General features: G+C 52.6%; 18 protein-coding genes, 1 pseudogene and 1 riboswitch. Of the genes and pseudogenes, 11 read left to right on the forward strand and 8 right to left on the reverse strand.

What is annotated here, in order from left to right:
* Positions 1 to 29 precede the first annotated feature (29 nt).
* Together RAL91_RS11500 and RAL91_RS11505 are read left to right on the forward strand one after the other, a co-directional pair.
* A complete protein-coding gene (locus RAL91_RS11500; RefSeq protein WP_306262379.1) occupies positions 30 to 1,349 on the forward strand; it encodes an HlyD family type I secretion periplasmic adaptor subunit in 1,320 nt (439 codons plus the stop codon).
* 63 nt (positions 1,350 to 1,412) lie between these two features.
* Complete coding sequence (locus RAL91_RS11505; protein WP_306262381.1) at positions 1,413 to 2,753, forward strand: TolC family protein; 1,341 nt, start codon at positions 1,413 to 1,415, stop codon at positions 2,751 to 2,753.
* Here the strand turns inward: RAL91_RS11505 and RAL91_RS11510 are convergent.
* On the reverse strand, positions 2,750 to 3,727 hold the full coding sequence (locus RAL91_RS11510; protein ID WP_306262383.1) for a DMT family transporter: 978 nt from the start codon (positions 3,725 to 3,727) through the stop codon (positions 2,750 to 2,752). The two genes, RAL91_RS11505 and RAL91_RS11510, sit on opposite strands and share 4 nt — an antisense overlap.
* 126 nt (positions 3,728 to 3,853) lie before the next feature.
* On the opposite strand from RAL91_RS11510, the gene RAL91_RS11515 reads away from it, so the two are divergent.
* From RAL91_RS11515 to RAL91_RS11535, 5 genes are all read left to right on the forward strand, one after another.
* Positions 3,854 to 6,151, forward strand: a complete 2,298-nt coding sequence (locus RAL91_RS11515; protein ID WP_306262385.1) for a xanthine dehydrogenase family protein molybdopterin-binding subunit — start codon at positions 3,854 to 3,856, stop codon at positions 6,149 to 6,151.
* Positions 6,152 to 6,235: 84 nt separating this feature from the next.
* A riboswitch (TPP riboswitch) is annotated at positions 6,236 to 6,347 on the forward strand.
* Positions 6,338 to 7,099: a hydroxyethylthiazole kinase gene (locus tag RAL91_RS11520; protein WP_306262387.1), complete on the forward strand. Its 762-nt coding sequence runs from the start codon at positions 6,338 to 6,340 to the stop codon at positions 7,097 to 7,099. It overlaps the preceding riboswitch by 10 nt.
* Positions 7,096 to 7,746, forward strand: coding sequence for a thiamine phosphate synthase (thiE, locus tag RAL91_RS11525; RefSeq protein ID WP_306262389.1), 651 nt, complete (start codon positions 7,096 to 7,098; stop codon positions 7,744 to 7,746). The genes RAL91_RS11520 and thiE overlap by 4 nt, the downstream gene beginning before the upstream one ends.
* Positions 7,743 to 8,579 (forward strand): bifunctional hydroxymethylpyrimidine kinase/phosphomethylpyrimidine kinase, encoded by an 837-nt coding sequence (gene thiD / locus RAL91_RS11530; RefSeq protein ID WP_306262391.1) that lies wholly within the window; start codon positions 7,743 to 7,745, stop codon positions 8,577 to 8,579. Before thiE ends, thiD begins: the two co-directional genes overlap by 4 nt.
* Entirely contained in the window at positions 8,576 to 9,670 is a 1,095-nt protein-coding gene (locus RAL91_RS11535) for a TRAP transporter substrate-binding protein (protein WP_306262393.1), read from the forward strand. Before thiD ends, RAL91_RS11535 begins: the two co-directional genes overlap by 4 nt.
* Positions 9,671 to 9,689: 19 nt before the next feature.
* Here RAL91_RS11535 and RAL91_RS11540 read toward each other — a convergent pair whose 3' ends face one another.
* Complete coding sequence (locus tag RAL91_RS11540) at positions 9,690 to 10,469, reverse strand: SDR family oxidoreductase (RefSeq protein ID WP_306262395.1); 780 nt, start codon at positions 10,467 to 10,469, stop codon at positions 9,690 to 9,692.
* Between the two features lie 238 nt (positions 10,470 to 10,707).
* Here RAL91_RS11540 and RAL91_RS11545 point away from each other — a divergent pair.
* A pseudogene (locus RAL91_RS11545) lies at positions 10,708 to 11,020 on the forward strand (UDP-2,3-diacylglucosamine diphosphatase); the annotation flags it as partial.
* Positions 11,021 to 11,163: 143 nt separating this feature from the next.
* A complete protein-coding gene (locus RAL91_RS11550) occupies positions 11,164 to 12,240 on the forward strand; it encodes a threonine/serine dehydratase (RefSeq protein WP_306262397.1) in 1,077 nt (358 codons plus the stop codon).
* Positions 12,241 to 12,270: 30 nt separating this feature from the next.
* On the opposite strand, the gene RAL91_RS11555 is transcribed toward RAL91_RS11550, so the two are convergent.
* On the reverse strand, positions 12,271 to 14,892 hold the full coding sequence (locus RAL91_RS11555) for an EAL domain-containing protein (protein WP_306262399.1): 2,622 nt from the start codon (positions 14,890 to 14,892) through the stop codon (positions 12,271 to 12,273).
* Positions 14,893 to 15,121: 229 nt separating this feature from the next.
* Positions 15,122 to 16,738: a sensor domain-containing diguanylate cyclase gene (locus RAL91_RS11560; protein WP_306262401.1), complete on the reverse strand. Its 1,617-nt coding sequence runs from the start codon at positions 16,736 to 16,738 to the stop codon at positions 15,122 to 15,124.
* Positions 16,739 to 17,061: 323 nt separating this feature from the next.
* Between RAL91_RS11560 and RAL91_RS11565 the strand changes: the two genes are divergently transcribed.
* A protein-coding gene (locus RAL91_RS11565; protein WP_306258212.1) for an IS5 family transposase occupies positions 17,062 to 17,822 on the forward strand; the annotation gives its coding sequence in 2 pieces (ribosomal slippage) (positions 17,062 to 17,377 and positions 17,377 to 17,822; 762 coding nt in all).
* Positions 17,823 to 17,831: 9 nt separating this feature from the next.
* Here the strand turns inward: RAL91_RS11565 and RAL91_RS11570 are convergent.
* Positions 17,832 to 18,059, reverse strand: a complete 228-nt coding sequence (locus RAL91_RS11570; RefSeq protein ID WP_306262403.1) for a hypothetical protein — start codon at positions 18,057 to 18,059, stop codon at positions 17,832 to 17,834.
* Between the two features lie 38 nt (positions 18,060 to 18,097).
* Entirely contained in the window at positions 18,098 to 19,051 is a 954-nt protein-coding gene (locus RAL91_RS11575; protein WP_306262405.1) for a hypothetical protein, read from the reverse strand.
* A gap of 151 nt (positions 19,052 to 19,202) precedes the next feature.
* On the opposite strand from RAL91_RS11575, the gene RAL91_RS11580 reads away from it, so the two are divergent.
* Positions 19,203 to 20,381, forward strand: coding sequence for an MFS transporter (locus tag RAL91_RS11580; RefSeq protein WP_306262408.1), 1,179 nt, complete (start codon positions 19,203 to 19,205; stop codon positions 20,379 to 20,381).
* On the opposite strand, the gene dgcA is transcribed toward RAL91_RS11580, so the two are convergent.
* Together dgcA and dgcN are read right to left on the reverse strand one after the other, a co-directional pair.
* On the reverse strand, positions 20,370 to 21,353 hold the full coding sequence (dgcA, locus tag RAL91_RS11585) for an N-acetyl-D-Glu racemase DgcA (RefSeq protein WP_306262409.1): 984 nt from the start codon (positions 21,351 to 21,353) through the stop codon (positions 20,370 to 20,372). The genes RAL91_RS11580 and dgcA overlap by 12 nt on opposite strands.
* A complete protein-coding gene (dgcN, locus tag RAL91_RS11590) occupies positions 21,350 to 22,360 on the reverse strand; it encodes an N-acetyltransferase DgcN (RefSeq protein WP_306262412.1) in 1,011 nt (336 codons plus the stop codon). Before dgcN ends, dgcA begins: the two co-directional genes overlap by 4 nt.
* Positions 22,361 to 22,373: the final 13 nt, after the last annotated feature.

Here is a 22,373-nt window from a genome sequence, read left to right on the forward strand (position 1 = left end):
CACCAAAGATAACTCAATAGGAACATGTGATGCTTAATAGAGGAAAAAGCTGGGCCGCCGATGCTAATCGGTTGACATCACCGCTGGAAATTGAGGGCGAACGCTGGAATGGAATGTTCCGGGGCTTTGCAGTGGCATTGGCTCTGTTTGTTCTGTGCATCATTTTGTTTGCGGCCGTTGCGCCAATCAATGAAGTCGCAATCACAACCGGGAACATAACATCCGCACAACAACCATCAATGCTTCAGCACGAAGAAGGTGGTGTGGTGCAGCATATTGCCGCACGTGCGGGCTCCAGAGTAAAAAAAGGCGAGATCATCGTTCAGTTGCGGGAATTTCAGAATGCCCGCAAACAGGGCCAATTGGATGTTCGGATTTCAGATGCTGATCTGACAATTGCGCGCCTTCAGGCCCTTATTGAAGGAACTGAGCCTAACTTTCCTGTTGCAGATCCTGAATTGCTGACGCGCCAGGAATTATCATTCTTTCAGGCACGCAGAGCTGCCAGAAAAAACCGGGAGGTTCTCTTGGCAAGGATTGCGCAACGTGAAGCCGAGCTAAGTGGCGCAGATAATCAGTTGGAGAGCCTGGAGCAGGAAAGAGCCAACCACGTCGCGCTGGTTGAAATGCGCAGAGGTTTGGCTGCAGAAGGATATGCCTCTCGCCAGTCATTGTTACAGGCTGAGTCAGAGCTTGCGAAAACCGAAGGTCAGATTGCCCAAACCATCGGGCAGACGGAAACGGCATCGAAAGCGCTTGTGGAATCCAAGGCCAGTCTTGGTCAGCTAACGGCGGAGAACAAAGCCAAGTGGTCGGCTGAACTCAGTCAGGTCACAGCTGAACTCAAAGATTTGCAGGAGCAATCCCGCGAGCAGCGCGACCGCAGTGAGCGACTTGCAATACGGGCGCCTTTCGATGGTTGGATCCAGGATTTGACACCAAAGGCATCTGGTGAAGTGGTTCGGGCCGGAGAACCAATCGGTGAGATTGTTCCAGAGGGAAGCCCTCTTTACGCATCCGTACGTCTCAAGCCAAAAGATGTTGCATCCATAGCAATAAACGATAGAGCTCTTGTGACCTTGACCGCATTTAACGCAGACAGTTTTGGCGAAGTTCAAGGCGTTGTATCCGACATATCGCCCACCACAGCTTCTGACGAACAGGGTAATGTTTTTTATGAAGTTGATATCGCTCTTGAAAGCGTAGAGGGCAAGCGCGTGGCCGATCTATCCAAGCTGCGCCCTGGTATGGAACTTCAGGCAAGAATTCAAACTGAAAAACGCACTATGCTAAGGTATTTTCTGCGTCCGGTTTACCGGTCACTGGAAGTAGCTTTCTCCGAAAGTTAAGTAAAAATTAAGCATAAATCCACGATGATGCGGCAGGTTTCACACTTGCTTCGCTAGGGTCTTATGTCGCGTAATTTATGCATCAAAAACTGGTGGTTGCGCCGTGTCTTTATGCTGTCTGGCGCGTCGGCGTTGTGCCTTCTGCCCGTTTCAGGTTCATTGCAAGCTCAGGAACTTCCGGGGCTGTTGCCTCAAGTCTTTGAAAACAGTGCTGAATTATCTGCTTTTGACGCGCGCAAAGACGGCGCTGAGGCAGCCGTTGATGAGGCAAGGGCAGCGTTTCTGCCCTCGCTTGGTGCAAAATTCTCTTATGGTCACAGCAGCTCTCACATCGAGAGTGGTGGAACCACAACTGATAGCTCCTCAAAGACTTATTCATATGGTGTTTCGGCAACTTTGCCGCTGTTTCGTGGCGGTCAGCATGTGCACGGCCTGAAATCAGCAAAATTTGAAGCAAAAGCTGTCACTCTCGAGCGCTTCGACAAGAAGCAGGAAATTTCTCTGGAGGCTATAGATGCCTATCTCGGCGTGATTCGTGATCGTCAGATCGTATCTTTGCGCGCAGAAAACGCAGAGAACCTTGCGGCAATTCGTAGCAGCCAGGAAGTTCGTTTTCGGCTCGGCGAGGGCACGCGCACAGATATCGCACTGGCAAGAATTCAACTCGAGCTGACCCGCTCTGAGAAACGTCAGGCACAGGGTCGGCTGCGGACCAGTGAATTGACGTATGAAAAACTGACAGGCGGCTCTGCAAGCGCGTTGATGGCACCGGATTCTCTGCACCATTTACTGCCGCGAACTGCTGCTGACGTACGGGACCGGGCTGCAAGTCAGAATCCAAAAGTGAAAGTTGCTGCCGCGCGCTCCCAGGCGGCGCGCTATGCAGCGAAAGCCAAATTCGGGGAAGCTCTTCCAAGCGTTGATCTGACCGCCAGTTATGACTGGAGCCACGATCAGGTTGATGGAACCGATCTGGAAGAGACGGGCTATATTGGTGTCTCCGTTTCAATCCCGCTCTTCGCTCCGCAGGCTTATGCCGGCATACGAAAGAGCAAGGCGCTTAGCCGTCAGCGGGAATATGAAGCGCAAGACGCTGCAATCGGGGTTCAATATGCTGCAGATATCGCCTGGGGTGATTATCTGACTGCGAGAGATCGTATTGTCTCATTGCAGGCTCGTAAAAAAGCCTCACTGGATGCCGCGTATGGAACACGCAAAGAATATGATGCGGGAACAAAAGATGTGTCCGATTTATTGGATGCGCGTGAACGGGTAGTGGACGCAGAAATCGATCTGGTTTTTGCCGAATATGATCGTTCGTATGCCTCTTACGTGCTGCTTGCCACTATCGGAGAGCTGGGCGGGTATGACGAAACGGCTTATCTGCCGGAGTTCTCCAACTAATTATTGTAGCCACGCCCCTCGGCTGAGCGCGAAAGTTTCTTGCCCAATTGTGCCTCACGCACGACCGTATAAAGCGAGGCGCCAATAATGATGAATGCGCCCAGAAATGTCTCGAAAGTCGGCCACTCGCTGAAAAATATCGCACCGAACAGCGTTGCGTAGATAAGCCTTGTGTAGTCAAGCGACGCAATTGCTGTGGCTTCGCCTACCCGGAAGGCTCTGATGTTGCACCACTGCCCGAAAAACGACGTGATGCCGATCCCCAACATAAGAAGCCACTCCTCCTGTGTCGGCGCTTTCCAGAAGTAGATTGCAGCCGGTAACATCAGCGCGCCGATAAAGATGACCTGATACGTCATGATGGTGATGGTACGTTCAAACTGCGACAGATAACGCAGGATAATCATCACCATTCCAGCGGCCGCTGCACCAACCACAGCTGCCAGAGCCCATTCGTTGAGACCATCAGCGTCTGGCCTGACCATAATTAAAATGCCGACAAATCCTATCAGAGCTGCTGACCAGCGTCTGATACCAACGGTTTCCTTCAAGAAAATGATGGCAAACAGAGTTATAAAGAAAGTTTTTGCAAAGCTGATTGCAGTTGCCTGTGCCAGCGGAATATGGATAACCGCAGAAAACCCGGTCAGCATGGCAACCAATGCCAAAAAAATGCGCGCCATATGGATGGAAAAATGGTCCGTCTTCAGAATCCCCGGAAAACCGGTCACCAGTATCGGCAAGACAGTCAGGAACATCACGCCCTGGCGTACAAGCAGTATCTGCGTGATATGAATCCGCTGCCCGACATCCTTGATGAATACCACCCCGATTGAAAAGAAAAGGGCCGCCACCAATATCCATATGGCACCGCGCACATTGCCGGGCTTTGACAACCACCAGTTTATGGCCGGTTGGCCCCATCGTTTCAAACGATCGAGCAGGCGAGTGGCGTATGGAAGCCGTTCTGGCATAATAAAGTGTGTCCGTGACGGGAATCGCGTGACAATAGACAGGATGAATAGAAGTGCCTAATGTTTGGGAGGATGAGCCTAAGCACTTGTCGCGATGAGTAATTTTTAAGTCAGGTGGAACCTAGCATGAATCAGATGGCCCCGGCAAAGTTTGGAACTGGCGCTGCAGTGCGCCGCAAGGAAGATGCGGCTCTTATTCAGGGAAAAGGCGCTTATACCGCTGACTTCACGCCACAAAACTGTCTTCATGCTTTCGTCATGCGCTCACAAATGGCGCATGCGCGATTCGTCGTTTCCAATTTGGACGAGGCGAAGGCATCCGACGGAGTGAGAATGGTTTGGACAGCAGCGGACATTGCTGATTTGGGTCCGATCCCCTGTGATGGTCTGGAACGTCAACCTGATGGGTCTATGCCAACGGCAACAAAACGAACTGCATTGGCAAGCGGTGTTGCGCGACATGTTGGTGATCCTGTGGCTTTCATTGTCGCAGACACGATTGAGAACGCTCAGGCTGCGGCTGATTTGCTTGAGGTTGATTACGATGCGCTCGACATAATTGTTGAAGCGGCGCAGGCACTGGATCCCGACGCGCCTCTGGTCTGGCCGGAACTAGGGACAAATCTGGCGAATCTCATTCATCGTGGCGACCAGCAGAAAACCGATGCGGAATTTGCGCGGGCCGACAAGATCGCAAAACTCGACCTCACAAATAACCGTTTGGTTTGCAATTATATGGAAACACGGGCCTGTCTGTCGGAATATGACGAGAGTACCGGTCGTTTCACCGTGACCATGGGCACACAGGGTGGTCACAGTATGCGTGACTTTCTGTGTAATGATATTTTGAAGGTCGAACCAGCGCGCATGCGTATCATCACGCCAGATGTGGGAGGTGGTTTTGGTCCGAAAGCTTTTGTTTATCCAGAGTATCCGCTGGTTATAAAAGCAAGCGAGACATTGGCTACACCGATCAAATGGGTTGGTGATCGCTCTGAACATTTTCTCCAGGATGCCCATGGCCGCGACAATGTGCTGACAGCAGAATTGGCCATCGACGAAGACGGGCGTTTCCTGGCGCTGCGTGTAGATCTTGTCGCAAATATGGGGGCATACCTGTCCCAATATGCACCGTTCATCCCTTATCTGGGCATCACCATGGCAACAGGTTGCTACGACATCCCGGTCATGGATTACACGGTGAAGTGCGTCTACACGAACACTGTACCGGTCGATGCCTATAGGGGCGCCGGACGTCCCGAGGCTGCCTATCACATTGAGCGTCTGGTCAATGAAGCGGCCCGGATAACAGGGCTTGCACCTGAAGAGATCAGACGACGCAACTTCGTCAAGCCAGAGCAAATGCCATACCGCACACCGGGTCGCCGCACCTATGATACGGGTGATTTTGCTGGCCAGATGGATGCAGCGCTTGCAAAAGCGGATTATGCAGGCTTCGAGACGCGCCGACAGGCAAGCGCTGCCGAGGGAAAATATCGTGGTTTCGGATTTGCCACCTATGTGGAAGCCTGTGCCTTTGCAGGATCTGAAGAAGCCCGCATTGAGTTGAATGAAGATGGGTCCGTTACATTGTTGATTGGGACGCAATCCAATGGGCAGGGACATGAGACAGCATATGCCCAGTTCATCGCAGGTCATCTCGGGCTGGACTATGACAAGATCAATGTCGTGCAGGGTGATACCGACAGAGTACGGCAGGGCGAGGGGACTGGCGGTTCCCGGTCTATTCCCCTTGGCGCAGTATCCGTAGAATGGGCCGCAAAGTCTCTGGCTCAGAAAATCAAGGAGAAGGCGTCCGACGAGTTGGAAGTATCGGCGCAGGATTTGGAGTTGCAGGAGGGCGTGGTTCGCGTTGTGGGGACCGACCGACAGATCACCCTGGCCGAAATTGCGCAAAACAGCAGCGAGCAGCTATTTGCTTTGGAAGAATTCAAGCAAAATGAAGCGACATACCCCAATGGCACACACGCGGTGGAACTGGAAATCGATCCGCAAACCGGTGTCACAAAGCTTCTGAATTATACCATCGTTGATGATTTTGGCGTGACTGTGAATCCAATGCTTTTGGCTGGACAAATTCATGGTGGTGTCGTGCAGGGCATTGGACAGGCGCTGCTTGAGCACACGGTTTACGATGAGGATGGCCAACTGCTGTCTGCCAGTTTCCTTGATTACTGCATGCCGCGCGCAGACGATGTTGTCGATTTCAACTTTGAAACCCGAAATGTGCCTTCAAAAACCAATGCGCTTGGCATTAAGGGAGCAGGTGAGGCTGGATCAATAGGATCGTGCCCTGCCATCATGAACGCTGTTGTGGATGCGTTGATGCGGGGCGCAGGAATTACACATTTTGACATGCCGGCTACACCATCACGTGTCTGGGAGGCGTTGCAGGCCGCCTAGACGTGAGGACCCAACCGCCAAATTGAATTCAGATCCTGTTGCATGCTTGCCATTGCCAAATCAGAAAAACATGGTAAACGGAGAACTCACTCATAGGGGTGCCGATTGCACAATCGTGATTGGCTGAGAGACGTATGGTCAACCCTGACAACCTGATCCAGATCATGCTGGCGGAGGGAATGAGGTTTGAACGATAAAGACAGTCTGAACGATAAAGACACATCTCCCGAATTTCTGAAAGCGGAAGCAGCTTCATCGCTGGAGAGCGTGCGCGCTGCGCGGCCGCACGTGCATTGCATCACGAATTCTGTGGCTCAGACATTCACTGCCAATGTGCTTCTGGCCCTTGGCGTAGAGCCATCCATGACCATCGCACCTGACGAGATCGGGGCATTTGTCTCTGCTTCCGACGCGACATTGATCAATCTGGGCACATTGGACGCTGACCGCCGTCAATCGGCGTTGATTGCTGCTGAGACAGCGAACGGTCTTGGCAGACCTTTTGTGCTGGATCCGGTCTTCGCGCATAAGTCGCCATCCAGAAAACAGCTCGGCGAGATAATTTTGGCGCTTGAGCCAACCGCCATGCGCGGCAATGCCGAAGAGATATCAGGCATTAAGGCAAATGCCAGCAAAACGGTGTTGGCTGAAACCGGTATCACAGACATTGTGCGGTTTGGCGGTAGAACAGTCCGGCTGCAAAACGGCGATCCCCTGATGGCCAAAACCACCGCAGTCGGATGTGCACTGGGCGGGGTGATCGCAGCATTTCTGGCAGTCGGGAATGACAGGTTCATTGCTGTAACCGCTGCGCTGATGAGTTTTGGTGTTGCAGGTCAAATAGCAGCAGACAAGGCAAAAGGCCCGGGCAGTTTTGTACCGGAATTTCTGGATGCGCTCTACCAGTTAACGCCCGCTGACATCGAAAAACTGGGACGCATTTCATGAGCAAGGTTGATCTTTCCCTCTATGGCATTCTTGACCCCCGGCGATGCCTTGGCCGCGACTTGGGCGAACTGGCCGATGCTGCAATTTCCGGTGGCTGTACCCTGTTGCAACTACGCGACAAGGAAAGCTCCACACGGGACATTTTGTCGCGCGCAAAAGCCATCAAATCAGCCATTGCGGGGCGGGTACCGTTTCTGGTGAATGACAGGGTGGACGTTGCGCTGGCCAGTGGCGCTGATGGTGTGCATATCGGACAGGACGATATGCCAGTGGCCGATGCACGCCAATTGTTAGGGCCGGATGCGATCATCGGCCTGTCCATCAAGACACGGCAGGACGCTACGCAATTTCCGCGTGAAGGTCTGGATTATGTTTGTATTGGCGGTGTGTTTGAAACGCAGTCAAAGGACAATCCTGTCAGCATCGGCATTGGTGGATGGGCCGAATTGGCAGCGCTTTGTCGCGAACGAACGAGCGCACCAATTCCTGTGGGAGCAATAGCCGGAATTGACCGTCACAACGCGTCTCAGCTGATCACGGCCGGCGCAGATGGGGTTGCGCTCATCTCCGCAATTTTCATGGAAGCTGATGTGCAGGCTGCTGCCACGGAATTTCATAAAACCATTCATGAAGCACGAACGCTATGACCGCTTCAACAACACCTATTGCGCTGACAATTGCCGGATCGGATTCAGGCGGCGGGGCAGGAATTCAGGCAGATTTGAAGGCATTTTCTGCCATGGGCGTTTATGGGGCCAGTGTACTGGCCGCATTGACTGCACAGAACACACTCGGTGTGACGGCCATCCACGATGTCCCGATTGATTTTGTCACAGCACAGATGGATGCGGTTTATTCCGATCTTGCAGTGGTTTCCACAAAGATTGGCATGTTGTCCCAGACAGCCATTATTGAGGCTGTTGCAGCCGGTCTTGAACAGCATGGAGCGAGACAGATCGTTCTGGACCCGGTGATGGTTACCACGTCCGGTAGCCTGCTGCTGTCAGAAGATGCGGTTGAAAGTTTGAAAAAAGCGCTGCTTCCGATGGCTGATCTTATCACGCCCAATCTTTTTGAAGCGGCGGTCCTGCTGGGTGACGAACCTGCCCTGGACAAAGCGGGTATGGAAGTCCAGGCCAGACAATTGCTTGAGATCGGAGCAAAAGCTGTGCTGCTGAAAGGCGGTCATTTTGACAGTGAAACAGCAGATGATCTGTATCTGAGTTCGCAGGACAAGCGATGGTACTCTGCAAAAAGAGTGCAGACCAAAAACACCCATGGTACCGGCTGTACATTATCCGCCGCCATAGCTGCAGGTCTTGCCAAAAGAAAGCCGATGCCTGAGGCGATTGAAGACGCCAAACAATATCTGTCTGAAGCCATTGCGCGCGCCGACGAGTTGTCGATCGGGCAGGGGCCGGGACCGGTTAATCATTTTCACGCATACTGGAACAGCAAGGTTCCGGAGGATTCCAAATGACAAAATCCAAAAACATGTCACGCAGGCAGTTTGTGGCTGTTTCGACTGCGGGTGCAGCATCAGCCGCCACACTTGCAACGCCAGCAATTGCGACAGGACATGTTGAATGGCGATTTGTCACCTCTTGGCCAAGAAATTTGCCAGGGCCGGGCGTCACTGCACAACGCCTGGCTGACCGGGTTGGTGCCATGTCAGATGGGCGTTTGAAATTGCGCTTGTTTGCCGCCAGTGAGTTAGTGCCCGCTCTTGAAGTCTTTGATGCCGTGTCCAATGGCGCGGCAGAAATGGCGCACACAGCGGCCTTGTTCTGGCAGGGCAAGGTTGCTGCCGCACCATTTTTTACCGCTGTTCCGTTTGGCCTTGCCCCGATAGAGCACATTACATGGATTGAACATGGCGGTGGGCAGGAACTGTGGGACGAGCTTTATGCGCCTTTCGGATTGAAGCCCTTCATGGCGGGAAATACCGGTTTTCAGATGGGCGGCTGGTACCGGCGGCCAGTCAATGTGCTGGATGATTTCAAAGGGCTGAAAATACGCATGCCGGGGCTTGGCGGTCAGGTGTTGGCACGCATGGGAGCAAGCCCTGTGACCATCGCGCCCAGTGAAATTTTGCCGGCGCTGCAATCCGGCGTTATTGATGCCACGGAATTTCTTGGTCCGTTTTCAGATATGGCCATGGGCTTTCATCGAGCTGTAAAACACTATTATTGGCCGGGCTTTCACGAGCCTAATGGCACTGGCGAAGCCATCATCTCAACCGAGGCCTGGAACGCGCTTGATGCTGATCTGAAAGCTGTTGTCGAGAACGCCTGCCGGGCTGAAAACGCTTATGCGCTGGCGGAAGCTGAATGGCAGAATGCATTGGCTCTGGAACGACTTGTGAAAGATTTCCAGGTGAATGTGCGCCCTTACCCGGAACCAATTCTGGACGCTGCCAGACTAGCCGCCAAAGATGTGATGGCAAGCTTTAGCGCTGCCGATGATCTGTCATCCCGGATTTACCGCTCTATGCAAGCCGCCAAAGATCGTTTGGGGCCGTGGTCAAACATATCTCAAGCAGCTTTTTTCAATGCGCGGCAAATAAAATAATTTTAAGTGGGTGCGGCCCCTAAAACGCGGATGGGAACAGGCCGCCGTCCAATAAAAGGTTCTGGCCTGTAATATAGCCGCCATGCTGTGAACAAAGAAACGCACACGCATTGCCAAATTCCTCTGGTGTTCCAAAGCGGCGGGCAGGGATCTCTGCTCGCTGATTTGCAGCCACTTCTTCTTCTGTTGCACCTGAGTTTTTAGCAGTGGCACGAAGGCCGCCGCGCAGACGGTCCGTGTCCATCTTGCCGGGCAGAATGTTGTTGATGGTAATCCCGTGCGGCGCGAGCTGACGGGCAACACCGGCCAGAAACGATGTCAGGCCTGCTCGTGCGCCAGAGGACAGATCAAGCCCTTCCAGCGGGCTCAGCACCGAAAGAGACGTGATGTTGACCACACGTCCGAAATTCTTTTCTTTCATGGAAGGGCTCACCGCCTTGATCAGCTCTATCGGCGTGATCATGTTTTGCACGACACCTTCAATCATCGCATCACGGTCAAGCAGGGTATAATCCTTGCGGGGTGGACCCCCATTATTATTGACGAGGATGTCTGGCTGCGGGCAGGCCGCTAGCAGCTTTGCCTGGCCTTCAGCCGTTGAGACATCGGCAATGACGGCGGTCACTGTTGCACCGGTGGCTTCCCTGATTTCAGCTGCTGTCAGTTGCAACGTTTCCTCAGTCCGGCCATTTACCACAATGGCGCAACCTGCTTGAGCCAGCGCCATGGCGCAACCTTTGCCAAGCCCCTTGCTGGAAGCGCAGATAATTGCGGTTTTTCCTGAAATACCAAGGTCCATGACATATTCTCCTGTTCTATTTTTACCGGCACCATAAGGACCGGAGCAGTTTGGACAAAGCGAAAACAGTCGGTTGTCACAAAACCGAAGTGAGAATCAGCTTTAAGGTTGCAGAAGCACTCCGTTCAGGCGGTTTGATTTCTTGCAATCATCCTTGCAGTTATTCTGGCGACCATTTTATGAATGCATTGACCGACCCGCGTAACATCCGTTCCCAAAACATTTTTGAACTCCATTTCTGTCCGATGTCCATCTGGGAACGAAGGGCCGCCAGGCCGAATTGCTGCTTGTTTTTTTGCGCTGCCATGATGCCGAAACGCTCTACCTGGTCGGCGACATAATCGATGGGTGGCGGCTGAAAAAGGGTTGGCATTGGTCGCTGGCCCACAATGATGTGGTACAAAAACTGCTTCGCAAAACCCGCAGGGACGCACATTTGGTTTACCGGCAATCACGATGAATTTCTGCGCCATTATCTGTGCACCCATTTTGGCGGTGTGGAAGTTGTTGAGCGCAAGATGCATATGGCAGCAGATGGTCGCCGCTATCTTGAAAAACAATGTCTCTGGCGCAAAAGTCGCCGTGCTTGAAGAAGATCTGAGAAGTGCCTGTCTGAAGGCTCTCTAATTAAACGGGCGTGATTGTCGGACATTTGCTTTGGTGCAATCGTGGCAGGCATCAGCGGCTCACTTCTATGGCCACATCCAAAGTGGTGCGCCAGATTCAAAGCACAATCAGACGGCTTGACAGGGCAGACCATGCCGACCAGAACTTGTGGATGATTACACCCACTTATGATGATGTTCTGGCAGCAGCAGAACGGCTCAAAGGCTTCGCCATCCGAACGCCGCTGTTATATTCGCCTGCGCTTTCTGAGCGCTTTGACGCATGGGTTTATCTGAAATCAGAGAATCTGCAGCGCACCGGCTCGTTCAAGTTTCGCGGGGCATTTAATGCGCTGTCCCAAATCCCTGAAATTGACCGAACCAGGGGTGTGCTGGCCATATCATCCGGCAATCACGGGCAGGGCATTGCAGAAGCGGCCCGTTTGCTGGGCATTCAGGCAACCATCATCATGCCTGCAGATGCGCCCGAAGTAAAAATTTCACGAACACGGGACAGCGGTGCGGAACTGATATTCTATGACAGGGCTGGCGAAGACCGTGATCAGATTGCCAAAACACATATGCAGCAATCAGGCGCTGTGCTGATTCATCCCTTCAACAATGCAGATGTGATCGCCGGTCAGGGTACGGTTGGGCTGGAGATTGCAGATGAACTCAATTCCCGTGGCGAGGTGCCTGACATACTTCTGGCTTGCACCGGTGGCGGTGGCCTGACAGCCGGGCTGGCACTGGCGTGCAGTAAACGCTATCCGGACTTGCAGATGTTCAGCGTTGAGCCGGATGGGTTCGATGATTATCGGCGATCACTTCTGTCCGGAGCTATTGTCAGCAATGATGTCACCACCGGTTCAATCTGTGACTCAATTCTAACTCCAGCGCCCGGAGAGATTGGGTTTTCAATCAACAAAGATCGGTTGAAGGGAGGCCTTTCGGTCAGTGACCTTGATGCATTGCGGGCCATCCGGTTTGCGTTTGAACAACACCGCATGCTGGCAGAACCAGGCGGCGCAGTCGCACTTGCAGCAATCTTGAGTGGAAGGCTGGAAACCCAAGTGGGATCATTATCGGGAAAGACAATTGTCGCAACTGTGTCGGGCGGCAATGTGGACCAGTCTGTGCTGCTGCAGGCGCTTCAGATCACCTGACATCCCCTAAACGCCCCAAACGCACCTGAACTATCCGGCGGCGACGTCTTGTGCTGTGTCCAAGGGTACAAGGCCAAATTCCGAAACCGGCAATGGCCGTCCATATCTGAATCCCTGCAAAGTATTGCAGCCGATGAACTTCAGCAGCAATTCATGTCTTTCGGTTTCAATACCTTCAGCCGTTACGACCATTCCAAGCGATGAAGCAAGATTTACAACGCATTGCACAACAGCTGCCGACTGAGGGTTTGTATCGATATCGGCGACAAAGGACCGGTCGATTTTGACTTTGTCGAACGGGAAGTTCTGAATGTAGCCCAAGCTCGAATAGCCGGTTCCAAAATCATCCAACGCAATCTTGATACCTTTCGACTTGAAGGCATCAATGGCGCGTCGTGCAACATTCGTATCGTAGATCAACAAACCTTCGGTCACTTCCAGTTCCAGACGGTGAGGGTCAAATCTGGTTTCTTCAAGTGCATCGAATACGCGCTTTGCCAACATTGGGTCCTTGAATTGAACCGGAGAAAGATTCACAGACAAAAACAAATCTGACCAGGGAGCTATTGCTTCCAGAGCTGATCGTAAGACCCAGTCTCCCAACTCAACGATAAATCCGGATTCTTCGGCAATCGGAATAAATTCATTGGGCAAAATCAGCCCGCGGCTTGGGTGATTCCAGCGCGCCAGCGCCTCAGCACCAATGACTTCCTGCGTCTGCGCATCGACAATGGGTTGAAGGTAGACTTCCAATTCCTTGTTTCTAATTGCATTGGAAAGTTCCTGCTTCATGGCGCGGCGCTTTAATGTTTCCAATTCAAAGACCGGGTCGAACATAACGGGTTCACTTTTCCCCGATGCCTTCGACTTGTACATCGCCAGATCGGCGCGCCGCATCAACTCTTCATGGGTGTCACCATGATCGGGGTGCATGGCAACGCCCACTGACACGCCTGACACAATTGTATGTCCGCCAATGACCAGTGGTTGGCCGATCGCATGCGCCATTTGATGCCCAAGTTGAAGCGCTGTCTCTCTGTCTTCAACAGGCTTGAATACAATGAATTCATCGCCGCCAAGTCGGCCGACAAACGCATCATGTCCGGCGATTTGTTTCAGCAGTTTGGCGGTGCGCTTCAAAAGATCATCACCAATTTTGTGGCCGCAAAGATCGTTGACCGCCTTGAACTGATTGAGATCAAGGAAAAAGGCTGCCGTTGTCCTGCCTTGTAAATTGTATTTATCATTCTCAACCATGCGGCCGAAATGGGCGCGGTTCGGCAGGCCCGTCAGGGTGTCATGAAACGCAATATAATTTGCATTTGCTTCGCTGGCACGCAATTGCCGTTCGGCCAGCTTGGCTGACGTTATGTCTGTCATCGAAGCCACTGCGCCTATCAATGTATCATCGGAGGCCTTCAGCGGAGCGGCCTGGGCGATCACATGGCGCTGGGGTAACCCGGCTGGCGCGATCACCATTTCCCGGTTTACAACGGAACCGCCCTGCATTGCCTCGAAAAGCGGGTTGCGGTCATCCGTGAGGGGCGTGATCCCGTCTGCTTCAAATAGATTGGTCGATTCAACATAATCCGCACCGTAGGGGGATATGTGGTCTATGCCATGAATGTTGCGACCGGATTGGTTGAAGAGTGTCAACGAACCTTCCGCATCGCAGGCAACAACACCATCCTTGATGTTTTCCAGCACTGCGTTGAGCATTTCTGCCTGGCGCTCCATCGTCTTGCGCGCTGCAACCTGTTTCGTTACCAGCATGGAAGAAGCGACGACGCCCTGTACCTCACCTTGTTGCGATTTCCATGGCCTGACTTCCCACCGCAGATACTCAATCTCTCCATTTGCCAGTTTTACCGGATCTTCGGCAATACGTATCGTTTTTCCAGAGAGTGCATCATGGTATGCTTTATACCAGCCCGGATGGCTTGTGCTTAATCCGCCAATATCGTTGCTTGCGGCATTTGTATCCAGCAGGGCCATAAAATCACGCCAGCTGTCGCTGCAGGCAAGGTAGTTTCCTTTTAAGTCCAGCAGGGCGATTCCATTGGGAACAAATTGAATAAGTGCGCGGATCTGGCTTTCGGTTGCCGCTGCCTTGTTCTGGGCTTTCTGACGGTATTCTATTTCCTCAAGAACATTTCCTGTGACGCTGCGCATATCCATCTGGTCGACAACAATTGCAGCCAGATCTGCAAGGCGCTGCTGTTCCTTTTTGCCAAAGTCATGCCTTGTCTTCGTGTCTACGATGCACAATGAGCCCAACCGGTGGCCACTTTGGGCAAGGAGAGGAGCCCCGCAATAGAACCGGATGGCCATTTCACCCGTCACAAACGGGTTGTTCCTGAAGCGCTCATCCTGTGTTGTGTCGGGCACGCACAGCACGCCATCTTCAAGAATGGTGTAAGCACAAAACGCAAGATCACGAGGCAATTCTGGCGCTTCCAGACCACAGGATGCCTTAAACCATTGTCGGTCTGTGTCGATCAGGGAGATGAGCGCGATCGGCGCATCAAACAATTCAGATGCAAGATCTGTTATGCGGTCAAAGACGCTTTCCTTCTCCGAATCAAGGATGGCGAAGCGCCGAAGTGTTGCCAGGCGCTCTGCTTCATTTTCTGGGATCGGTGCAGGTATCATCAGGGTAGATCTCTCGTAGTCTTTATGGCTGTCCAACAATCCTGTCGGACACATTGATAAGTCTATACAACTATTAAGTGCTAAAAATATATATACATCTTAATGTTTAGCGTGGGGTCGTTAACAACGTCTTCGATCTTCCCGATTCTCAAACGTAATATGGAGCCGGTGGTCAGGGTGCACCGGTATCTTAAATGGCTTGAATGGGGGCCGCATCTTGGGTATTTCTCTATCCGGCCTCTAACTCATTTGCAGTCATGACACGATTTCGTCCCGCGTCCTTGGCTCCGTAAAGAGCCCTGTCACTGGCACGGATCAAATCTTGAGGGCCGTATTTTTGTCCAGGTATTGCTGTTGCGACACCCGCTGAAATAGTGACGCGTGGAAGCGCGGCATCTCCATAGTCAATAATCATGGACTCGGTTTTTCCACGCAGGACTTCTGCGCGCTCACGGGCTTCCTCCATTGAACTGCGGGGCAGCAGGACAAGGAACTCTTCACCGCCCAATCGAGCTGCAATCTCACCATCTTTCACGATAGACTGCATAACTTCCCCGATGTGCCGCAGAACCGTGTCTCCGGCATCATGCCCGTGCAGATCGTTGAATGGTTTGAATTTATCCACGTCCAGCGCAATCACCGAGACCTGATGTCTGTCTCGTTCCGCCTCTGCCAATGCGTGGCGGCACTGGTTCATCAGGTGGCGACGGTTCCAAAGGCCTGTCAGCGGATCTTTCGTTGACTGATCCATAAGTTCGTCGCGTAACTTCACATTAGCAATTGCCAGACTGATCTGTTCAGCACAACGCACAGCAAAGGGCATGATCGTCTCTTCGAACAGGGTTCGGTCAGCGGTTGTCTCAGCACTGAAGCGGATGTGTAACAGGCCCACCGTCTCGCCGTGTGCAATGATGGGGATGCAGATATATTCGCGCCCATCACTCAGGTTGGGAATGTCGACAACATGTTTGCACGTAATGCCGATCTCGTCAGGACCGAAATGGGTCATCCGACCACGGCGCAGTGCCCAGCAATCATCGGGATGGATATGTGCCTGAATAGCGCCGTTACGATTCCACTCGCAGGAACCGTCCAACATGTCACGCGAATTGCTGTAAACGTAGAGCTCCCCGGAGGAATCCTCGAATATGCGTGTCATGAAACACTCTACAACGCGGAAGAGTTCAGGCAGGGATTGGCAACTCTGTAGCCATTCACCCAACTGCGACAGGTTTCGCATTTGGACTTTCCGTGTCCGCTCTGTCTCCAGAGCAATGCGGGCCTGGTCATTTGCCTCTTCAGCGGCATTTTTTGCCTTCAGAAGATCTGCTTCACGCTTTTTGAGTTCTGTCACATCAAAAGCGACGCCTGCAGTGCCGCCGGAGGTCAGTCGGTACTTGACGACACGAAACACACCGTGATCACCATAGTCCCGTTCCACCATGTCTCCTGATGCAAGTCGTTGCGACTGAACCCGTCTTTGGACTTCGGTTTCCAACTCTTCGCTTGAAACAGTATCCTTGATCTGCTCCCGCACAAGATCAGCATAATGAACCCTTTGCCCGGGAGCCAAGGCATTGCGCATTTTCAGCAGGGCAGGATGCAGATTCTCATAGGCTGGATTGGTGGCAAGCAACCGATCATCCGATGTGTAGACACAGTAAGGTGTGGGCGCACGCTCAATTGCCTCTTTCAGGATACTGTGTTCCTGAACAAGCTGGGCGAGGGCTACTCGATCCTGAGAAAGCCGTGTAACGGTCTCCTCAGTACTGCCTTTCGCCGTAGCAACCGCAAAGGCGATTGATTCTGGAACAATGGCAGCAATTGTTTTCTTTTCAGAATTCACTCCCAATCCAAAACCTCCCCTGCGACAGTGATGAGGCATGATCAGTTTAAATCATCAACGTGACCTTAAGAATTGCAGCAACTGCGAAGCTTGGTTAACAAAGATTTTGTGAGTTCAGTAAAAAATAAGTATAAAAAACAAGAGGGTTTTGGAGGCGAAATATTTCATCAAACATTTCTTAAAAATAGACCAGAAACCCGATTGAACGGTGTCTGTGTCGAGGAAAACCTATCCCGCCAAGTTTACTAGGTTCAGGACCCATTAAAATTTGGGATTCCCATCGGCAGTGATTTGTGATTCCTTCCAATCGAGGAGGATCACAGATGAGCACTTTGTTTTGGCTTTCCGAAGAGCAACTTGAGCGGATGAAACCACATTTTCCACTTTCGCACGGCATCCCGCGTGTCGATGACCGTCGTGTACTGAGTGGCATCATCCACGTTATCAGAAACGGCCTTCGATGGTGCGATGCGCCAGTTGATTATGGGCCGCATAAGACGCTGTACAATCGGTTTGTGCGGTGGAGCGGACTGGGCGTTTTTGATCGTATATTCAGCAGTTTGGTGGCCGAGGAAGGTCCGCCAGATACATTGATCATTGATGCCACACACCTGAAGGCTCATCGCACTGCGGCAAGCCTTCAAAAAAAGGGGTTCTTCCCCGTCGCATCGGTCGCACCAAAGGCGGGTTAAATTCCAAGCTTCACGCTGTCACCGATGGCAAGGGACGGCCCATCATGATGGCCTTGAGCGAAGGGCAAATGTCGGATCATCTGGGTGCCAAGCTGCTGTACCCAGCCATGCCAAGCGCCCAAACGCTGATCGGGGACAAAGGATACGATAGCGACGAGTTCCGCGCAGCATTGAAAGCAAAAGGCATCAAGCCCTGCATTCCGCCAAGATCAGGCAGGAATAATCCGGCCACATATTCAAAGGCATTGTACAAACAGCGCAATCTGATCGAACGCATGTTTGGCAAACTCAAGGACTGGCGCCGTATCGCGACCCGCTACGACCGATGCGCCCATACCTACTTCTCAGCAATCTGCATCGCCGCAACAGTGATCTTCTGGATCAATCAATGAGTCCTGACCCTAGGGTGCGGACCCATTATGGGTGGTGAAATAGTCGGGATCGGTTTGTTTGCAGACCAGGAGCAAAGAAGCAGGAAGTCTGAAGACTTTCAAGTCTTTGCGACGCGGGCTGCGGGCAAACAGGCCCGATCCCTGATGGACAGAAAAATTGCTGCGACCTGCGGCGTCAAAGCGCTTAACCGGGCAGAAAGCCCGCTCCGCGCGTATTTCCTTGCATCTCTTTGCCATTTGTTCTGCTATTTCATCACCCATAATGGGTCCGCACCCTAGGACTGCGCAACGCTTTTCAGGGTCTCTTCTGTAGACACAAAAGCATCCTGACCCTCAAACGGGTTGTTGCCTGACAGCACATCCCCATGAACGTCACCATCTTCAGATAGCTGTTGGAAGGCGTTGCTTTCGGGTTCTCTTTGACCGTCATCATGCATGGGTGAAGCTTCAAACACATCTGCCGGCCGTGTGTCCTCGACCAGCTTTTCTGTTTGGGTTGGCGCCCCAACCACTTCGGCATCTGGTGCGTCCGTCTCATCATCAACCTGCCAGTGCTGAAGCATTCTCACAACATGGCTTTCCGTAAACTCAATCAATGAGAGGAGTTTTGCGATCCGTTGTCCGGTCAGTTCCTGAAAGGTGCAGGCCGTGTAAATATTTATCGCGCACTTATCCAGCCTGTCGCAGACCTCGGTATCCGTTCCATCTTCACGCGCAGCCCAGGCGGATGCCTGCATGGCTTCCGCTGCCTGCAAGATGTCAGATATGGCCTTCTCAGTGTGCTCAAAAATGTCATCCATTTCATTTGCTGCTGGAGCAAATCCGCCATTTTGCGCTTGTTGTGACCCTAGCTCACTGATTTCCTGACGGGTCAGTTGAATTGCAGCAGACAACTCCGCCACTTCCAAATGAAGCCGTTGTAGTGTTTCGTTTTCACCGGCATTGGGCGGAACCACATGTCGGGGCTCAGCAATCACGGTAGCAACAGGTGCGTCAGCGATAGGTGCGGCATCGGCAGCAGGTTTGGCTGGCGCTCCACCGATGGAGTTTTCAAGTCTTGCAATGGCTTCAAGCAATATTTCAGTATCTGCAACACGGTGTCTGCGCGCATATTCCTCTAGGAACCAGCGGCCCCTCGCGGTTTCCAGAACCGCTGATTCAATGGCGTGGTATTCTTCTGTTGGCAAAATATCAGTTAGTTCTGACGGTTTGTTTTTCTGCTGCGCCATGGTCTTCCTGGTGTGGTCTCAATCGGGTTTTCTGTTAAAGTCGAAGCCTGCCAGACAAGTCTCGATTCTGTTCCAGACTACACTGTGATTCTTAACAATAAGATGCTGAAACGCATGTGTTCCTGCGTATGTCGGCGAATGGATTTTCCAAGTGATTGCTCGTCTCACCGGACCCACCTCCTTTGCGCCGCGTATGGCCCTGTTTTACATGGCGGTGTTTGCGGCCGTTGGAATTTACATTCCATTTTTCCCCCTGTGGCTTGAATCGCGGGCGTTGACACCCACAGAAATCGGGCTGGTGCTGGCGGTTCCCATGGCCGTTCGGGCAATCGTCACACCACTAATGGTGTCGCTGGGGGACCGTGTTTCGGATCGTCGCAAGATCACCGTGATTTATGCCACAGCAGCCTTTCTGTGTTTGAGCCTTCTATTCTTTGCAAGCGGCTTCTGGCAAATCGTGCTTGTGGTGGTTTTCGTGGCGATCTTCTGGGATACGCTGGTCCCGTTGGGAGATGCGATTGCCCTGTCGGGTGTGCGCAGTTTTGGCATGGATTACGGGCAAGTGCGTCTTTGGGGGTCACTGGCCTTTGTTGGTGCAAATATTGCTGCCGGCGCACTTATTGGCGCGATGTCCGGCTCAGTCGTATTACCCATTCTGTTTTTGGCCTACGGTTTGGTGGCGTTGTCGACCGTGGCTTTGCCAAAAGGTCAAGTTGCAACAACGGATGTGCCGCAAAATCAGACTGAATTCTCGGCAAAAGCCTTCCGGCATCCGGTTCTGCTGCTCTCACTTGCCATTGGCTCATTGTGCCAAGCGAGTCATGCCATGGTCTACGCGTTTGGAAGTCTTTATTGGCAGCAAGCCGGGTTTACCGGGCTGGAAATAGGTGTTCTGTGGGCCATTGGCGTTTTGGCAGAAGTCGCTTTGTTTGCGATGTCCAAACCGATTTTGCAGCGCATTGGCCCCTCCGGCCTTTTGGCGGTGGGCGCTGTTGCCGTCATTGTGCGTTGGCTGCTGTTTCCGATCCATTGGTCATTTGCGGGGTATTTCGTCTTGCAAATCCTGCATGGTGCCACTTTTGGAGCGGCGCATCTGGGTGTTATGCACGCCATTTCACGGGGAGTGCCGGACGCTCAGACAGGGCGCGCGCAGGCAAGCTATTTCTTCATTTCCGGGGTTATGATGGCACTGACAACCATCTTGTCGGGACAGCTGTTTGTGCGCTTTGGCGTAAACAGCTTTATCGCTATGGCATTGATTGGCCTGCTGGCTTTTGTCCTTTGGCTGATAATGCAACGGCTTAGGAACGGCTCAACATCATCCCCATAATTTCGGTTTTGGCGGTGCAATGACGCTGTTTGCGTAGTGTAAGCCATGTTCTCTGTCCCGTTTCAGCAACAAGGGCCCGTCAAGGTCCACGAAAGCTGCAAATTGTGCGGGTAACAGGGCTGGAGCCATGCCAAGTGATGTCCCAACCATGCAGCCAATCATCACACCGAAACCTTCGTTTCGACAGCGTACAACAAGCTTCATGGCTTCTGTCAAACCACCGGCCTTGTCCAATTTGACATTTATGAAATCATAACGTGATTTCAGCTCTGATACAGTCTCGCTGGTATGAGCGCTTTCGTCAGCGCAAATCGGTACCGGATGTGGAATGCCCGCCAGGATGTCATCATGCCCGGCAGGAAGCGGTTGCTCAACAAGTGAAATGCCAGATGCGGCGCAGACCAGCATATTTTCAACGAAATTATCGGGCGTCCAGGCTTCGTTTGCATCGACGATGATCTTGCAATGGGGGGCGGCAGAATGAACCGCTCTGATGCGGTCCGTGTCCCCGGCACCACCCAGCTTTATCTTGAGGATCGGATGATTGCTTGCAGCGTGGGCTGCCTGTCCCATACGCTCTGCAGTATCGAGACTGATGGTGTAGGCGGTTTCAACACCATGCAGCGGCGACATACCCCACAAATGTGCGACGCTGACGCCCTCCTGCTTCGCCTTTAAATCCCACAGAGCACAATCAACAGCATTGCGTGCAGCGCCAGCGGGCAGGGCGGATTGCAAGGCTTCTGTGTCGAGGTTTTCCGACAAGTCCGGCAGTATGGACTTGATCTGCTCTGCCACGCTGTCCAGACTTTCGTCGTACCTGGCATAGGGAACGCATTCCCCTCTGCCAATCTTGCCATCCTGGCTAATCGATACTGTAAGGACATGAGCTTCGGTGCGTGATCCACGGGAAATCGTGAAAGCCTGTGCCAACGGAAACACTTCGGCAGCAATTTCAATATGGCGGCTCAAAGGTCAAACTCCTGCTGCAGTCTGGCAACAATCGGTGCCACACCCGTGCGTATGGGGTCTACAGTTGGTAGGTCGTGGGCCTTTTCAATCTCAGCCATCGTACTGACGGCGGTTGCTTCATCAAGGGCCTGAGTGTTGACAGCAATGCCAACACAACGAATGTCAGGGTTCGTGAGCTGCCCGCAGGCAATTGTCAGGTCAATGACTTGTTGTATGCTTGGAAGTGGATGTTTCACATTGCGCATATGGGTTCGCGTCGTTTCATGACAAACCACAAAGGCGTCAGGTTGGGAGCCGTGTAGCAAACCCAGTGACACACCTGCAAACGAGGGGTGAAACAACGACCCCTGTCCCTCCACAATTTGCCAGATATCGGGCTCTGTCGCAGGCGAAACCCATTCAGCGGCACCAGATATGAAATCCGCAACCACCGCATCAATGGATACGCCCCGGCCGGAAATAAAAATGCCGGTCTGTCCCGTGGCCTGGAAATTTGCATCCAGACCCGCTTCCCGCATGCCTTTTTCAAGCGCAAGGGACGTGTATTTCTTGCCAACAGAACAATCGGTTCCAACTGTCAGCAGCCGCAATCCCTCACGTTTGGTGCCCTGACCGGTTTTGAAAGTCTGGTCAGAATGGCGCACATTATGCAAGTGTCGGCCATTGCGCTTTGCAGCTTCTGCGATTGCCGGAATGTCCTCCAGACGCAGATGCAGCCCGCTTGCAACATCCAGACCGGCATCAAGCGCTGCGACAATGGAGTCAAGCCAGTGATCGGGAAGAACGCCGCCGGCATTTACAACGCCGATGATGAGTGTTTTTGCACCCGCCGCAATGGCCTGTCGCAAACCCATATCTGGCAGACCGGTATCGGCGTTGCATCCGGGCAGGCGCATTTGCCCGACACACCAGTCTTTCCGCCAGTCGACAATGCCGATTGCAGTCTTTGCAGCCAAAGCATCTGGCACATCGCCCAGAAACAAGAGGTAGGGCCGTTTCAATTCCATAAATCACCTGTTT

This window comes from Pararhizobium sp. IMCC21322, from assembly GCF_030758295.1.
Classification (GTDB): Bacteria; Pseudomonadota; Alphaproteobacteria; order Rhizobiales.

Excerpts from the sequence above, each read along its gene's own strand:
- RAL91_RS11500 (WP_306262379.1), top strand. The coding sequence starts at position 30 with ATGCTTAATAGAGGAAAAAGCTGGGCCGCCGATGCTAATCGGTTGACA.
- RAL91_RS11505 (WP_306262381.1), top strand. The coding sequence starts at position 1,413 with ATGTCGCGTAATTTATGCATCAAAAACTGGTGGTTGCGCCGTGTCTTT.
- RAL91_RS11510 (WP_306262383.1), bottom strand. The coding sequence starts at position 3,727 with ATGCCAGAACGGCTTCCATACGCCACTCGCCTGCTCGATCGTTTGAAA.
- RAL91_RS11515 (WP_306262385.1), top strand. The coding sequence starts at position 3,854 with ATGAATCAGATGGCCCCGGCAAAGTTTGGAACTGGCGCTGCAGTGCGC.
- thiE (WP_306262389.1), top strand. The coding sequence starts at position 7,096 with ATGAGCAAGGTTGATCTTTCCCTCTATGGCATTCTTGACCCCCGGCGA.
- thiD (WP_306262391.1), top strand. The coding sequence starts at position 7,743 with ATGACCGCTTCAACAACACCTATTGCGCTGACAATTGCCGGATCGGAT.
- RAL91_RS11535 (WP_306262393.1), top strand. The coding sequence starts at position 8,576 with ATGACAAAATCCAAAAACATGTCACGCAGGCAGTTTGTGGCTGTTTCG.
- RAL91_RS11540 (WP_306262395.1), bottom strand. The coding sequence starts at position 10,469 with ATGGACCTTGGTATTTCAGGAAAAACCGCAATTATCTGCGCTTCCAGC.
- RAL91_RS11550 (WP_306262397.1), top strand. The coding sequence starts at position 11,164 with ATGGCCACATCCAAAGTGGTGCGCCAGATTCAAAGCACAATCAGACGG.
- RAL91_RS11555 (WP_306262399.1), bottom strand. The coding sequence starts at position 14,892 with ATGATACCTGCACCGATCCCAGAAAATGAAGCAGAGCGCCTGGCAACA.
- RAL91_RS11570 (WP_306262403.1), bottom strand. The coding sequence starts at position 18,059 with ATGGCAAAGAGATGCAAGGAAATACGCGCGGAGCGGGCTTTCTGCCCG.
- RAL91_RS11575 (WP_306262405.1), bottom strand. The coding sequence starts at position 19,051 with ATGGCGCAGCAGAAAAACAAACCGTCAGAACTAACTGATATTTTGCCA.
- dgcN (WP_306262412.1), bottom strand. The coding sequence starts at position 22,360 with ATGGAATTGAAACGGCCCTACCTCTTGTTTCTGGGCGATGTGCCAGAT.